The sequence below is a fragment of the Caballeronia sp. genome, from assembly GCF_028292365.1.
Classification (GTDB): Bacteria; Pseudomonadota; Gammaproteobacteria; order Burkholderiales; family Burkholderiaceae; genus Caballeronia.
This window is the reverse complement of sequence record NZ_JAQGMM010000244.1, coordinates 1-12,860: the sequence shown is the minus strand read 5'-3', so window position 1 is coordinate 12,860 and position 12,860 is coordinate 1. Positions and strand designations below refer to the sequence as shown.

13 protein-coding genes are annotated in these 12,860 nt (G+C 60.9%); 10 read left to right on the top strand and 3 right to left on the bottom strand.

Annotation, left to right across the window (positions count from 1 at the left end; all coding sequences use genetic code 11):
- Positions 1–376 precede the first annotated feature (376 nt).
- From poxB to JWR14_RS15120, 4 genes are all read left to right on the top strand, one after another.
- Positions 377–2,098: a ubiquinone-dependent pyruvate dehydrogenase gene (gene poxB, locus JWR14_RS15135; RefSeq protein WP_299708070.1), complete on the top strand. Its 1,722-nt coding sequence runs from the start codon at positions 377–379 to the stop codon at positions 2,096–2,098.
- Positions 2,099–2,130: 32 nt separating this feature from the next.
- The gene (locus tag JWR14_RS15130; RefSeq protein WP_299708068.1) at positions 2,131–3,414 is read left to right on the top strand and encodes an MFS transporter; all 1,284 of its coding nucleotides are present in this window, start codon (positions 2,131–2,133) and stop codon (positions 3,412–3,414) included.
- Positions 3,415–3,501: 87 nt separating this feature from the next.
- Positions 3,502–3,822 (top strand): DUF3331 domain-containing protein, encoded by a 321-nt coding sequence (locus JWR14_RS15125; RefSeq protein WP_299708187.1) that lies wholly within the window; start codon positions 3,502–3,504, stop codon positions 3,820–3,822.
- Between the two features lie 261 nt (positions 3,823–4,083).
- Positions 4,084–5,058, top strand: a complete 975-nt coding sequence (locus tag JWR14_RS15120) for a PDR/VanB family oxidoreductase (RefSeq protein WP_299708066.1) — start codon at positions 4,084–4,086, stop codon at positions 5,056–5,058.
- On the opposite strand, the gene JWR14_RS15115 is transcribed toward JWR14_RS15120, so the two are convergent.
- Positions 5,055–5,990, bottom strand: coding sequence for a LysR family transcriptional regulator (locus tag JWR14_RS15115; protein ID WP_299708064.1), 936 nt, complete (start codon positions 5,988–5,990; stop codon positions 5,055–5,057). The genes JWR14_RS15120 and JWR14_RS15115 overlap by 4 nt on opposite strands.
- Before the next feature lie 119 nt (positions 5,991–6,109).
- On the opposite strand from JWR14_RS15115, the gene JWR14_RS15110 reads away from it, so the two are divergent.
- The 6 genes from JWR14_RS15110 to JWR14_RS15085 are packed head-to-tail and all read left to right on the top strand — an operon-like array spanning position 6,110 to position 10,776.
- Positions 6,110–7,402, top strand: a complete 1,293-nt coding sequence (locus JWR14_RS15110; RefSeq protein ID WP_299708062.1) for an aromatic ring-hydroxylating dioxygenase subunit alpha — start codon at positions 6,110–6,112, stop codon at positions 7,400–7,402.
- A 1-nt stretch (position 7,403) separates the two neighbouring features.
- The gene (locus JWR14_RS15105; protein ID WP_299708060.1) at positions 7,404–7,901 is read left to right on the top strand and encodes an aromatic-ring-hydroxylating dioxygenase subunit beta; all 498 of its coding nucleotides are present in this window, start codon (positions 7,404–7,406) and stop codon (positions 7,899–7,901) included.
- 51 nt (positions 7,902–7,952) lie between these two features.
- On the top strand, positions 7,953–8,318 hold the full coding sequence (locus JWR14_RS15100; protein ID WP_299708058.1) for a hypothetical protein: 366 nt from the start codon (positions 7,953–7,955) through the stop codon (positions 8,316–8,318).
- Positions 8,315–8,878 carry a nuclear transport factor 2 family protein gene (locus JWR14_RS15095; RefSeq protein ID WP_299708056.1) on the top strand — a complete coding sequence of 188 codons (564 nt, stop codon included), beginning with the start codon at positions 8,315–8,317 and terminating at the stop codon, positions 8,876–8,878. Before JWR14_RS15100 ends, JWR14_RS15095 begins: the two co-directional genes overlap by 4 nt.
- A 3-nt stretch (positions 8,879–8,881) precedes the next feature.
- Positions 8,882–10,036: an amidase gene (locus JWR14_RS15090; RefSeq protein ID WP_299708054.1), complete on the top strand. Its 1,155-nt coding sequence runs from the start codon at positions 8,882–8,884 to the stop codon at positions 10,034–10,036.
- Positions 10,033–10,776, top strand: a complete 744-nt coding sequence (locus JWR14_RS15085; protein ID WP_299708052.1) for an SDR family oxidoreductase — start codon at positions 10,033–10,035, stop codon at positions 10,774–10,776. The genes JWR14_RS15090 and JWR14_RS15085 overlap by 4 nt, the downstream gene beginning before the upstream one ends.
- 77 nt (positions 10,777–10,853) lie before the next feature.
- On the opposite strand, the gene JWR14_RS15080 is transcribed toward JWR14_RS15085, so the two are convergent.
- Positions 10,854–12,092 (bottom strand): dienelactone hydrolase family protein, encoded by a 1,239-nt coding sequence (locus tag JWR14_RS15080; RefSeq protein WP_299708050.1) that lies wholly within the window; start codon positions 12,090–12,092, stop codon positions 10,854–10,856.
- Between the two features lie 20 nt (positions 12,093–12,112).
- Positions 12,113–12,860, bottom strand: a 748-nt coding sequence (locus JWR14_RS15075; RefSeq protein ID WP_299708048.1) for an SDR family oxidoreductase, incomplete at its 5' end; no start/stop codon positions are given.

Sequence of the window (12,860 nt, the reverse complement as noted above, 5' to 3'; positions counted from 1 at the left end):
AGACGAGGGCCGCCGTCCACCCGCTACTGCCCTGACCAACCGCCGCACCCCATCCCCGGTCCGTCCAGTTTCGCGACGCGCTCATATTCATTTTGCATTCCGAAGCAAATGACATGACCGTAGCCATCACACGGAAACAATCTATGACATTGGGCCCCGCCGATAAATTGCGTGCTTAAGTAGTCCGAGACCCGTACTCCGAGGCACGCAGTCCGAGGCACGTCCCGGTGCCTGGCCTGGTTAGCAACAAACCAACAAGCGTCGAGCGCCAACAGCCTCACTCAGCTAGTTCCAGATTCATGTAATAGCCGTCCTTTGGCCTGACAACTATGATCAAGAAACTCGGACTGTGAACCACTCTCAATGGAGATCTGAAATGGCGACGATAGCTGCCGACTACATGGTTGGTGCACTAGTGAATGCAGGAGTGAAACGCGTGTTCGGTGTGGTGGGGGATTCGCTGAACGGATTCACCGATTCGCTGCGCCGCGATGGTTCGATTGAATGGGTTCACATGCGGCATGAGGAAAGCGCGGCTTTCGCCGCCGGCGCCGAGGCTCATCTAACGGGGCAACTCGCCGTCTGCTGTGGGAGCTGCGGTCCGGGGAATCTGCACCTTATCAACGGTTTATTCGACTGCCATCGCAGCGGCGTTCCTGTTCTCGCTATCGCCGCGCATATCCCAAGCACGGAAATCGGCCTCGACTATTTTCAGGCTACCCATCCCGAAGCGCTGTTCAAGGAATGTAGTCACTACGTTGAACTCGTTTCGAGTCCCGACCAGTTGCCACAAATTCTGGCCCGCGCCATCCGTACGGCAGTTGCGCGTAAAGGCGTCGCGGTGGTCGTCGTACCTGGAAATGTGGCGCTCGGGCCTCTCACCAAAGCTGTGCCGGCCTGGAGCGCGCCTTCCGCTCCGGTGATTCGCCCATCGAACGACGATGTCGGCGAACTCGCACGCCTGTTGAACCGGTCGTCGCGAGTGACGTTGCTTTGTGGGGCGGGTTGCAAGGACTCCCACACGGAAGTCATAGAACTCGCCCGCAAGCTGAAAGCGCCAATCGTGCACTCGCTGCGGGGAAAGGAGTACATCGAATACGATAACCCGTTTGATGTGGGCATGACGGGGCTCATCGGGTTCGCCTCCGGTTATACCGCGATGAAAAGTTGCGACATGCTTCTGATGCTGGGTACCGACTTCCCTTATCGACAGTTCTATCCGGAGAAGGTGACCATCGCGCAAGTCGATACAAGGGCCGAAGCACTCGGCAATCGATGCCCGATCGAGCTTGGCGTATTGGGAACAGTCAAGGACACGCTCGATGAACTTCTTCCATTGATTCAGGAGAAAGCGGACGGCAGCTTCCTGAATCGCGCGCTCGACGACTATCGCAAGGCTCGCGCGAGTCTGGACGAGTTGGCGCAGCCAGAAGAGGGCAGCAGCACCATCCATCCGCAGTACGTGACCCGGCTCGTCAGCGAACTCGCGGACGAGGACGCGATCTTCTCCTGTGACGTCGGCACCCCTGTCGCGTGGACGGCCAGATATCTGAAGATGAACGGCAAACGGCGGCTGGTTGGATCGTTTAATCACGGCTCCATGGCCAACTCCCTGTTGCACTCGATTGGCGCGCAGGCCACTTTCCCGAAGCGGCAAGTGATTTCGATGTCAGGTGACGGCGGCTTCACCATGATGATGGGTGAGTTCCTGACGCTGATTCAAACAGGCTTGCCGGTCAAAGTCGTCGTGCTCAACAATGGCACGCTGGGCTTCGTGGAAATGGAGATGAAGGCCAGCGGGTTCGTCGACACAGGATGTGACCTGAAAAATCCTAACTTCGCCGCGATGGCCAATGCGATCGGAATCAAAGGCGTGCGCGTCGAGCACCCTGCGGAGCTTGAAGGAGCCCTACGCGAAGTATTCGCGCATCCGGGCCCGGCGCTCGTCGACGTAGTGAGCGCACGCCAGGAGCTCGTGATGCCTCCCGCGACCAGCGCCGACCAGACTTACCACTTTGGGCTGTTCATGCTTCGCGCCGTCATGGATGGTCGAGGCAAGCAGCTCATTGACCTCGCAAAGGTCAATCTGTTCCGGTAGTCCAGTCCGACAAACTCTTTGGAAATCGAACCATGTCCAGCAAGGTCGTAAGCACTGGCAATATTCAGGCGGGCCGCGAATCCCTACACATGGGTTTCGTGGTCGCCTGGCTTTTCTGTGCCGCGTTCTACTTCATGCAGTACATGCTGCGTTCCGCGCCGGGCGTAATGATTCCCGAGTTGAGTGCCGCGTTTGCCCGCGATGCGCTGGGCGTGGGCACGCTTGTCGGACTGTACTACTACACCTATGCGCTGTTCTCGATCGTTTGCGGTGCATTGCTCGATCGGCTCGGGGGCAAGGCCGTCATTCCGGCCGGCATCGTTCTGGTTGCCGTCGGAGCGGCGCTGTTCGGCCTGGGCAGCGTGGATGCCGCGCAGATCGGCCGCCTGCTGCAAGGCGCGGGTTCGGCGTGCGGGTTTATCGGCGCCGTATATCTCGCCACGCACGGCTTTCCCCCGCGCTCGCTTGCAACGGCCGTCGGGTTCACTCAATGCTTCGGCATGCTTGGCGGTTCCGCGGGTCAGTTCGCCGTTGCACCGCTCATTCACGGCCTCATCAAGTGGCAGCAGTTCTGGTGGCTGTCCGGCCTCCTCATCCTTTTGATCGCCGTGCTGGTCTTCTTCGCGACGCCGGCAGGCCACGATGACAGCCCAGCGGCCCAGGGCTCGTGGCTAAAAATGTTCGCGCCGTACAAGGAAGTATTGTCCAATCCGCAGTCCTATCTTTGTGGTTTCTGCGCCGGCCTGCTGTTCCTGCCGACTACGATAGGCGACATGATCTGGGGCATTCCGTTCCTGCGCGGTGGTCTTGACGTCAGCTATGCAGAGGCGGTCAATCGCGCAAGCATGGTGCCGCTCGGCTGGGTGATCGGCTGCCCGCTGTTAGGTTACCTGTCTGATCGCCTGGGCCGCCGCAAGCCGGTGCTGATCGCCGGCGCACTGCTCATGCTCGTTTCGGGCGCGGCGATCTTCTATCTGCCGGCCGGTGTGGCGCCGCGTTACGTGCTCGGCCTGATGCTCGGTATTGGCTCCGGTGCAGCAATGCTGCCCTATACGGTGATCAAGGAAGTCAATCCAGACAACGTCAAGGGCAGCGCCAGCGGCGCGATCAATTTCCTGGTGTTCACGTTCAGCGCATTGCTCACGCCCATGTACGGCAAGCTGCTCGCCCACGTCGCGAACGGCGGCACAATGGACCTGCCGGTGTTCCGGGCAGCCGGCTCGTGGCTGCTCGGTGGCATCGTGCTTGCCATCGTGCTTGCGATGTTCATGCGTGAAACTGGACCACGCGGACCACGCGGCCGCCCGAACGCTTGATCCTGTGAGGACCGCATCGTGCCAGCTCCCCTTGAAGCAGACAGAACGTGGCAGTCAACGATCGCCCTCCTCTCGAGCGAGGGTGAAATGCGGTTGCCCAGTGTGTCCAGTCGCGTCCGCCCCATATGCCACGAAGAGTATTTTTCGAAATGTGCCGTGCGGATTCTCGGGCGCAGTAAGCAAACCTCGGCAACGGTTGCGTGGAGCGACGCGACTTCCTGCTGCTACGGCGAACAGCTATGGCGACGCGGCATAGCGAAGAAAACCGGGGTTTGCGCCCTGAGTGGCCAGGCTATTGCAACTGGCGATGCCGTGTATCGACCCAGGCTTGTTCAACCTGCACCCCGAAATATCGAAGCGATGATCCTGGCCACCGTCATGGAAGCTATCCCTGTGGAAGGGGTCTGACGGTTCAAATCCGGCTCTCGTCGACCAGGCATGAGCCGATCATGGCTCCGTCCTCCAACCACGCGACGGTGTCTCAGCGCATCGAACTAACGCCATTGCTTCGAGCCCTCTGTGGCAACTAAAATAAACAGGATTGATAACACCATCGATTTATTATCGATTTGGCGTATCTGGAATCTGCCTGTATTTTCCATTGAAGCGCGCTCCGGCCAAATTCCCTGATGCCGATGTGCGCATCAATCGAAAAACTGCGCCCACGCCATGAATTCTTCCGTCATCACCGTCTGCGTCAATGCTGTGCGCGACGAAGCTCCCGGTATTCGCTCCTACGTCATCTCGCGCGTCGACGGCGCGCCGCTCGACGCGTACGAGCCGGGCGCTCATATAGACGTAACCAGTCCCTCCGGCATCACGCGGCAATATTCATTGTGCGGCGACCCTGATCTGCGGGAGCAGCATCTTTTCGCGGTCAAGCGCGAAGACGCTTCACGGGGAGGATCGAGCTCGTTGCACGACCACGTGGAGCCCGGCGCGCATCTGGTCATTGGGCCGCCGCGCAGCTTGTTTCGCCTTGATGCAACGGCCAGTGAACACATCCTGATCGCAGCCGGGATTGGCATTACGCCGCTGCTCAGCATGGCGTATCGCCTGGTTCGCCAGAAAGCCTCCTTCAAGCTGCATTACTTCGTTCGCGACCCAGTCAGCGCGGCATTCCTTCCGTTGCTCACGCAGCCGCCATTTGCCGATCACGTGGCGCTTCACTGTGGCGTCGAACCCGATCGAGTCGATGCGCAAGTCACGGGATGCCTCGCCGGCATCGCCCCGGGCGCCCACGTCTACACATGCGGCCCGGGCGCGTTCATGGATCGCGTGGTGAGCGTGGCAGAACGACACGTCCCCGCTGAATCAATCCATCTCGAACGATTCGCGGCCGATCCCGCTAAGGCCACCGCTGCAGCACCCGTTCTCGATTCCTTCGACGTGGAAATCGCCAGCACAGGGTCGAGAGTGCGAGTGAGCAAGGGCATGTCGATTGTGGAAGCGCTCGCGTCCATTGACATCCTCGTCGATACATCGTGTGGCGAGGGCGTCTGCGGCACCTGCATGGTCGATGTCGTCAGCGGCGAGCCTGAACATCGTGACCACTGCCTGAGTCAATCGGAACGCGCAAGCGGCGCGGTGATTTGCTGCTGCGTATCGCGCTCGCGGACTCCCGTGCTGGTCCTCGACCTTTAGGCGGCTGCCTGCGGAAACTGATCGAAGGTCTGCACCCTCTCGGTCAGCAGTTCACGCAGCCAGACGTTGCCTTCGTCGTTATCGAAGTTCTCGTGCCAATGCATCGTAACGGTCGCGCCGGGTAACTGCACCGGCAGTTCATAGACCTTGAAACGGCCATCGCGGTTAAAGATCTGGGCGAGCCGGCGCGGCAGCGTTGCGTAGTAATCCGTGACGCCGAGCACGCTGGGCAACGCAACGAAGTGCGGCAATTCGAGCAGCGTATTGCGCCCGACGCCTTGCGAGCGGAACGCGTCTTCCAGTGCATGATGACTGTGCTCAACCGACAGGATCTGGACGTGCGGCGCTTGCGTGAACGCGGCCAGATCGATTTGCGCGCCGCGCGGCAAGCCGCGGCGCTTGCGCGTCATGCAGACGTAAGTCTCTTCGAACAAGAGCCGATGGCGCGTTCGCGCCGTGAGCTCGGGCAAATTGCCGATCGCGAAATCCAGCCGGCTTACCCTCAACGCTTCTTCAATCTCCTCCACGGGCGTCGGCTCTATCCGCAGCTTCACGCGCGGCGCTAGCCGCTGCAATGCCGCACAGATGGGTGGCAAATACGCTAATTCCCCCGCATCCGACAACGACAGCCTGAAGGTCCGCGTACTGATGGCCGGATCGAATCGTTCCGCGTAACGCAGCGCTTCGCGCACCGTGTCCAGCGCCCGCGCCACGATTGCCGCCAGTTCGAGCGCGATGGGCGTCGGCTGCATGCCAACCCGCGTCCGGATAAAAAGCGGGTCGTCGAAAAGTGTGCGCAACCGGCCGAGCGAATAGCTGACCGCCGGTTGCGACAGCGCCAGCCGCTGCCCCGCGCGCGTCAGGCTGCGCTCTTCAATAATCGCGTTGAACACACGTAGCAGATTGAGGTCGACATGATCGATGGAGGTCATGATATTTGCCGGATTGATGGACCTACCGATTTTAGATGAATTTGACCTATGGATACCGGCAGCCGACACTTCAATTCATAACGAGCGTCACAGCCCTCCCCACTTTATTCAGGTCATCGATGAGCGATTTCCACCCAACGGCCTGTCAGGCCATCGACACGAGCGCGCTCTACAAGCGCGCGGAAGCCGACCGCGTTTCACCTTCGCTTTATAACGATCCGGCAATTTTCGAAGCGGAACTCGAACGCATCTTCTACAAGACGTGGATCTGGGTTGCACATGAAAGCGAGCTGCCGAAACCGGGCGACTTTCGTACCACGACTATCGGGCGTCAACCGGTGATCGTAGTCCGTGACAAGACCGGTGCAATCAATGTGCTCGAAAATCGATGCCGCCATCGCGGCGCAACCGTGTGCGAGCAGCACAAAGGCAACGCGCGCGGCTTTACCTGCCCGTATCACAGCTGGACGTACGGACTCGACGGCGCACTGCGCGCGTTGCCGTATGGCGATGGCTACGAGGGCATTGTCGACAAGACCGAGCTGCCGCTGAAAAGCCTGCGCGTCGGCATCTATCAGGGACTGATTTTCGCGAGTTTCAATCAATCGATCGAATCACTGGAGGATTTTCTCGGCGGAGCGAAACCATGGATCGACCTGTTCATGAAACAGGGCGCGGGATTTCCGGTCAAGGCGAACGGCGAACACAAGTTCAAGTTCAAGGGCAACTGGAAAATCCAGCTCGAAAACACGACTGACCTGTATCACTTCCCCGTCGTCCACAAGTCGTGGATGAAGACAATCGACGACGAGACCGCTGCCGCCATCACCAGCTTCATGACCAGCGACAAAGCATTTTGCCGGTCGCTTGGCAACGGCCATAGCCTTGCCGTCCTGGTCCCCGAGATCGTCGACCTGGACGAGGACAACGGGGCGCCGATCCCGACCCGCTACGAAGCCTTGGCAGAGTCCCTGGCTCTCGACTATGCGCCCGATCAGGTGAGGCGAATCGTTCGCTCGCTGATGGGCGTCGGCTTCAACCTGAACCTGTTTCCGAACCTCGCGTTGTCGATGGCATTTTTCCGCGTGCTGCGGCCCATCTCCGTGGAGGAGACCGAGATCCGTCATGTGGCGCTCGGCATGGACGGCGGTCCCGAGGAAGCCAACCGCGCACGCTTGCGCGTGCATGAACACTTCCAGGGCCCATTCGGTTTTGGCAGTCCCGACGACGCCGAAGCGTGGGAGCGTGTCCAGCGCGGCTCGCACGCAGGGCCTGATGTACCGATCCTCGTCAATCGCGGACTGAACCGCGAAACCACGGCGGCCAACGGCGAGAAAACGGCGCATGCGACCGACGAAACCGGCATGCGCGCCGCCTACGCGAAATGGCGCGAGATGATGGAGCAGCAATAACATGGACGATACCAACGCCCTCCTCGTGCAGCCCGCGTTCGCACAAGCCGTGCAGTTCATCTGGCGTGAAGCCGAGATTCTGGATCGGAAGAACTATCATGCCTGGCTTGAGCTGTGGTCGCCTAAAGGGTTCTATGTGGTGCCCATCGACCCGCTCGCGACCGACTTCGCGTCAACGCTGAACTACGCCTACGACGATCACGCCATGCGCGCGCTGCGCGTGCAGCGGCTGAGCTCGGGCTATTCACCGTCCGTCACCGACGCCGCACGCACGGTGCGCACTGTGTCGCGCTTCACGATGTCGAGTGACTCGGCGGACACGGTCGACGTACGCAGCGCTCAGGTTGTTGTCGCCTACAAGCGCGGTGTCAGCACGTTGTTCGCGGCGGATGTGGAACATCGCATCGATCTGTCTGGCGGCGAGCCGCGCATTGTGCAAAAGGTCGTCAGGCTGATCGATTCCGCCGACGCGCTTAATGCGATCGGTTTCCTGCTCTAGCTCGCATTGCCAACGCTCGGCGAACGCGCCAAATTTCAGGAGAGATCCACCATGATGGACACCGTATCGATGCCTCTGCGCGTGCTGTTTTGCTGCGGTGTGACGCAGAATTTCTTCGACCTTCCGCGCGAGCAGATTGGCACGGTCTGGCAGGCGTACGGCGTGATGCTGAAGAGTATCGAGGCCATGGAAGGGGTCAAGGTCCTCGGTATCATGGACGACGACCGCGTGGTGGTGGGTCAGGCCAGTAGCGCACCGTGGACCTTCTACATCATGGCCGATGTCGACAGTTTTGACACAGCCGCCGCCGTCTGCAACCTGTACCGGACGACCCCCGTGGGCGAATACAACCTGTGGCGCTACGGCAAGATCGAAGCTCGCATAGGCCGGGCACTGACCGTACCGAGCCCGACATGAACGAGCTGATGAACGAGGTGATGAAAGCGACGCTGGCCGACATGACCGCGCGGCTCGCCGTGCTCGAGGCCGAGCACGCGATTCGCCGGACCATGATGCGATACATGGCGCTCTGCGACGTTCCATCGGGCGGCGAACCCTCCGAGACACTCGCCGAACTCTTCAGCGCTGACGCCATTTGGCAAGGCGTCGGCCCGGAGTATGCAGAGAAGTTCGGCGCGCTGACCGGCCGCGAAGCGATCGTCACGATGCTTGCGCGCTATCTGCCGCCCACGCCGCATTTCAGCGTGAACGCGCACTTCATGGCATCGGAGACTATTGATGTCGACGCCACCGCGACGCATGCCACCGGCCGCTGGATCATGTTGCAGGCATCGGGGTATCTATCGGGCGAGGCCGAACTGGTATCGGCAAGACTTGAAGTGGATTTCGTGCCGGCCGACGATCGCAAGCGCTGGCTCATCAGGCATTTCCGAACGCAGCGCCTGTTCGATGCGCCCTCGGAGGTTCATCCCTCTTCAACCGGAAGCTTCGGCGACTTCAGGCAATCCCAGGCTTAGGCAATGAACGAATTCATCAGCGAATTTACGCTTGGCGATGCCGACGGCCCGAGCATTGCGCTCAAGGACACTATCGACGTCGCGGGTTATCCAACCACGGCGGCAAGCCGCGCGCTGCTGGACGCGCCGGCAGCGCAAGATCATGCGGAAGTGGTAGACCGCCTGCTCGCGCAGGGCTGGCGAGTGGTTGGCAAGACCAACATGCATGAACTCGCGTTCGGCATGACCGGGATCAACGACTACACGGGCACGCCCGAGAATCCGCAGGATGAGACGCGCATTCCGGGTGGTTCGTCGAGCGGGTCGGCGGCGGCGGTCGGGCTGCATCTGTCGTGCGCGGCGCTCGGCACCGACACCGGCGGCTCGGTGCGCGGTCCTGCTGCGTGCTGTGGCGTGATCGGCATGAAACCAACGTTCGGACGGGTGTCGCGACGCGGCGTTGCGCCGGCACGGAGCACGCTCGATTGCGTCGGCCCGTTCGCGCGCGAAATGCTGACGCTGATCGACGTGATGGCGGCTATCGCACCCGGCTTCGATGAAGGCGTAGCGAACACGTTGCCGTCTTCACTCAGGATTGGCATAGTGTCCGCCGAGGCAACCCGCGAGATTAGCGACGCCGTGACAAACGCGCCGTCGCTTGCGGGCTTCGCATCGAAAGGCATCGAATTGCTCAACCTGCGCGCCGCGTTCGATGCGGGCTTGACCGTGATCAACGCCGAAACGTGGGCCGCGTTCGGCCATCTGCTCGAGACGGGTAAGCTCGGTGCCGATCTGGATGCGCGCCTGCGGATGGCGTCGAAGACGACCGCGGCCGATCTTGCTGTCGCGGAATCAGTGCGCGCGCGCTTTACCGCCGAGGTCGATCATGCATTGCAGAGCGTGGATGCCATTGTGCTGCCGACCCTGCCCGCGCTGCCGACTACGCTCGAGGCGGCGAGGAATGGTACGTCGGTCATCGCCATGTCGTCGCTGATCCGGCCGTTCAATCTCAGCGGTCATCCGGCGCTCAGCCTGCCCCTGCCGATTGCCGGTTGGCCTCTCCGAGCCGGATTGCAGATCGTCGGGCGCAAGGGCGCGGACGAACTCGTTTGCGCTATCGCCGCATGTTTTGAAGCTTGTTTTGAAGGCGCGCTTGCTCAATGGCCGGAGACAGCATGACGGAAAGAGTCGTTATGGTGACGGGTGCGGCGCGGGGTCTCGGTGCAGTGATTGCACGACGCTTTCATGCATCGGGATATCGCGTGGCGATCGCCGACATTGCGTTCAACGCCGCGCAGGAACTGGCGAGCGAACTGAGCGCCGATCACTCGAGCGCGTTTGCGTTGAACCTCGACGTGACATCGAAGGCAGATTTCATCGCTGCGCGCGACGCGATCCTGGACAAGTGGCAACGCATTGATGCATTGGTGAACAACGCAGGCGCATCGAAGGTCGTGCCGGTGATGGACATCACAGCGGAACAATTCGATCACGTCATCCAGGTGAATCTGCGCAGCGTGTTATTCGGCTGCCAGGTTTTCGGCCAGCATTTCGCCGATGCAGGCGCGGGACGCATCGTTAATATTGCATCGCTCGCGGGGCAAAATGGCGGCTCGGCAACGGGCGCGCACTATGCGGCATCGAAGGGCGGCGTCATTACGCTGACCAAGGTTTTTGCGCGTGACCTGGCCTCGCGCGGCGTCACGGTCAACGCCATTTCGCCCGGCCCGATGGACCTGCCCATCGTTCACGAAAGCGTGCCCGCCGAGAAGTTGAACGCGGTCATTGCGAGCATTCCAGGCGGACGCCTCGGCTCGGCTGACTACATTGCCGATGTGGCCGTCATGCTCGCCGCGGAGAATGCCTACTTTGCGAACGGAGCGTGTTGGGATGTAAACGGCGGCTTGTTCATGCGCTGAGGTCCGTGCTTTTTCAGGCGACGGAACCGCGCCGCTTCGTCGCCTGATTCGTCGCCTGATTCGCCGTCCTTTCCGCGCTAAACCGGCTTGCCTTCACTCGACGCCCAGTTGGGCATCAACGTATTCGTCGGCAAGGTTTCATCGACCATTTTCTTCGCGGTCTGAATGCCGGCAACCGGCAAGCCTGTTGGATCGAGCGCACCGATCTGCACCAGCACCGACGCCTGGTCCCAATAGATATGCTCGTTGTACAGCTTGTCGCCGCGAAAACAGATGACCGCGAGCATGGGCACTTCGAAGTATTTTCCGGTCGGCTTGAGTCCCGGCAACAGCCAGTCGATTTCCCGGTCGTGCGTCGCGCAGAACACGAACTCGTCGACCACGCGATCCGCGCCGATAGTGCGTGACACCGGAATCAGTCGCGTGTCCGCCGGATTCGAATCGACGAAATGGTACTTGTAGAAACGCTTGAGCTGGTCATGGCCGACACCGCCGGTCATCGTGGGAACGTGGTTGACATAGGGCTGCGCCACCATGGTCGGCATCACGGCGTTGACGTCGCGCGTGCCGAATTCGTAATAGCAATGCATCTCCCAAAGCTGGTTCAGGTCGTACACGGGACCGAGCACTTTGCGGAGCAAACTCATGGTCCGTGAATACGCCATCATGGCCGCGGGTTTGTCGAAGTGCTCGCGCTCGGGCGTGGCGAATGCGTGATCGCAACCCGGGTACACATAGGTTTCAATCGACGGTTTTTGCTTCAGCGCCGCAATGATCTTTTCACGCGATGCCGTTGGCGTCATCACGTCGTTCTCGGCGAAATGGAAGATCATCGGACAGTGAATCGCCGGGATCTTGCTGGTGTAGGCATCGAGTCCCACGCCGTAATAACTTACGGCGCAATCCACGTCGGTGCGTGCAGCGGCGAGCATCGCAAGACGGCCGCCCAGGCAATAGCCGATCGCGCCAACTTTGCCTGCCTGCTCAGGCAACCCGCGAATCGTGGCGATGGTCGCCGCAATATCGTTGACCGCGTTCTCTTCGTCGAGCCTTTCGTTGTAGCCCAACGCTTCCTTGAAATCTGCTTCGCTGTAGCCGAGTTCCACGCCCGGCTTCATGCGCCAGAATAAATCGGGAACGAGCACCACATAACCTTCCTCGGCATAGCGGTCAGCCATCGACTTCATGTACCCGTTGATGCCGAATATCTCCTGCAGCAATACGAGGCCGGGACCCGACCCTTGCGCGGGCTTCGCAAGATACGCCGCGAACTGGCCGCCGTCCTGCGCTGTCACCTGGATTGTCTGACCGCTCATCATCTTACCTCCGTCCATGTTCAAAGATAGCCCGCGAACTGCTTCTGGACCGCATCGCGATCGGCCGCGAGACCTGCATTGACGCCTTGCGCCATCGCGCCAACATACACCTCGTCGGGGCCATGCGCGAGTGCGGCGAACACAGCGTCGACCACTTCCGCTACCGACAGCTTCGGCGGCGGAAAGTCGCGGCTCATGTCGGTATCGATCGCGCCGGGCAGCACGCCGAGCACGCGCACATGATGTTGCGCCAGTTCGGCACGCAAACATTCCGTCATGCGCAGCGCCGCCGCCTTCGACGCACACAAGGAACCCATCATGGGCAACCCGACGCGCGCGAGAATTGACAGCATGTTCACGACCGCCCCGCGATTGGCGATCAACGCGGGTGTGAACGCGCGGCACATGCCAAGCGTGCCGAAGTAGTTCACCTCCATTTCAGCGCGGGCAGCGGTGTCGTCGCGGGGAAGAATAGCGCGCTCGAGCCGGTTGATACCCGCGTTGTTGATCAGCAGGGTGACATCGCTCGCTACCGCCGCCGCTTGCGCCACCTGCCCGGGATCCGTGACGTCGAGCGTGACGGGGACGACACGTGAGTCGCCCGTCGCAACGGCGTGGCAATCGCGAGCGGCGGCGTACACCTTGCGCGCGCCGCCTTCGAGCAGGCTCACGACAAAGCGCGCGCCTACACCGCGATTGGCGCCTGACACGAAGGCGACGGAATCTTCAATCTGCATCGCATGCTCCTTGGTGGATAGAGCTTGAATC

Excerpts from the sequence above, each read along its gene's own strand:
- JWR14_RS15130 (WP_299708068.1), top strand. The coding sequence starts at position 2,131 with ATGTCCAGCAAGGTCGTAAGCACTGGCAATATTCAGGCGGGCCGCGAA.
- JWR14_RS15100 (WP_299708058.1), top strand. The coding sequence starts at position 7,953 with ATGATGGACACCGTATCGATGCCTCTGCGCGTGCTGTTTTGCTGCGGT.
- poxB (WP_299708070.1), top strand. The coding sequence starts at position 377 with ATGGCGACGATAGCTGCCGACTACATGGTTGGTGCACTAGTGAATGCA.
- JWR14_RS15110 (WP_299708062.1), top strand. The coding sequence starts at position 6,110 with ATGAGCGATTTCCACCCAACGGCCTGTCAGGCCATCGACACGAGCGCG.
- JWR14_RS15095 (WP_299708056.1), top strand. The coding sequence starts at position 8,315 with ATGAACGAGCTGATGAACGAGGTGATGAAAGCGACGCTGGCCGACATG.
- JWR14_RS15105 (WP_299708060.1), top strand. The coding sequence starts at position 7,404 with ATGGACGATACCAACGCCCTCCTCGTGCAGCCCGCGTTCGCACAAGCC.
- JWR14_RS15120 (WP_299708066.1), top strand. The coding sequence starts at position 4,084 with ATGAATTCTTCCGTCATCACCGTCTGCGTCAATGCTGTGCGCGACGAA.
- JWR14_RS15115 (WP_299708064.1), bottom strand. The coding sequence starts at position 5,990 with ATGACCTCCATCGATCATGTCGACCTCAATCTGCTACGTGTGTTCAAC.
- JWR14_RS15085 (WP_299708052.1), top strand. The coding sequence starts at position 10,033 with ATGACGGAAAGAGTCGTTATGGTGACGGGTGCGGCGCGGGGTCTCGGT.
- JWR14_RS15125 (WP_299708187.1), top strand. The coding sequence starts at position 3,502 with ATGCGGTTGCCCAGTGTGTCCAGTCGCGTCCGCCCCATATGCCACGAA.
- JWR14_RS15090 (WP_299708054.1), top strand. The coding sequence starts at position 8,882 with ATGAACGAATTCATCAGCGAATTTACGCTTGGCGATGCCGACGGCCCG.
- JWR14_RS15080 (WP_299708050.1), bottom strand. The coding sequence starts at position 12,092 with ATGAGCGGTCAGACAATCCAGGTGACAGCGCAGGACGGCGGCCAGTTC.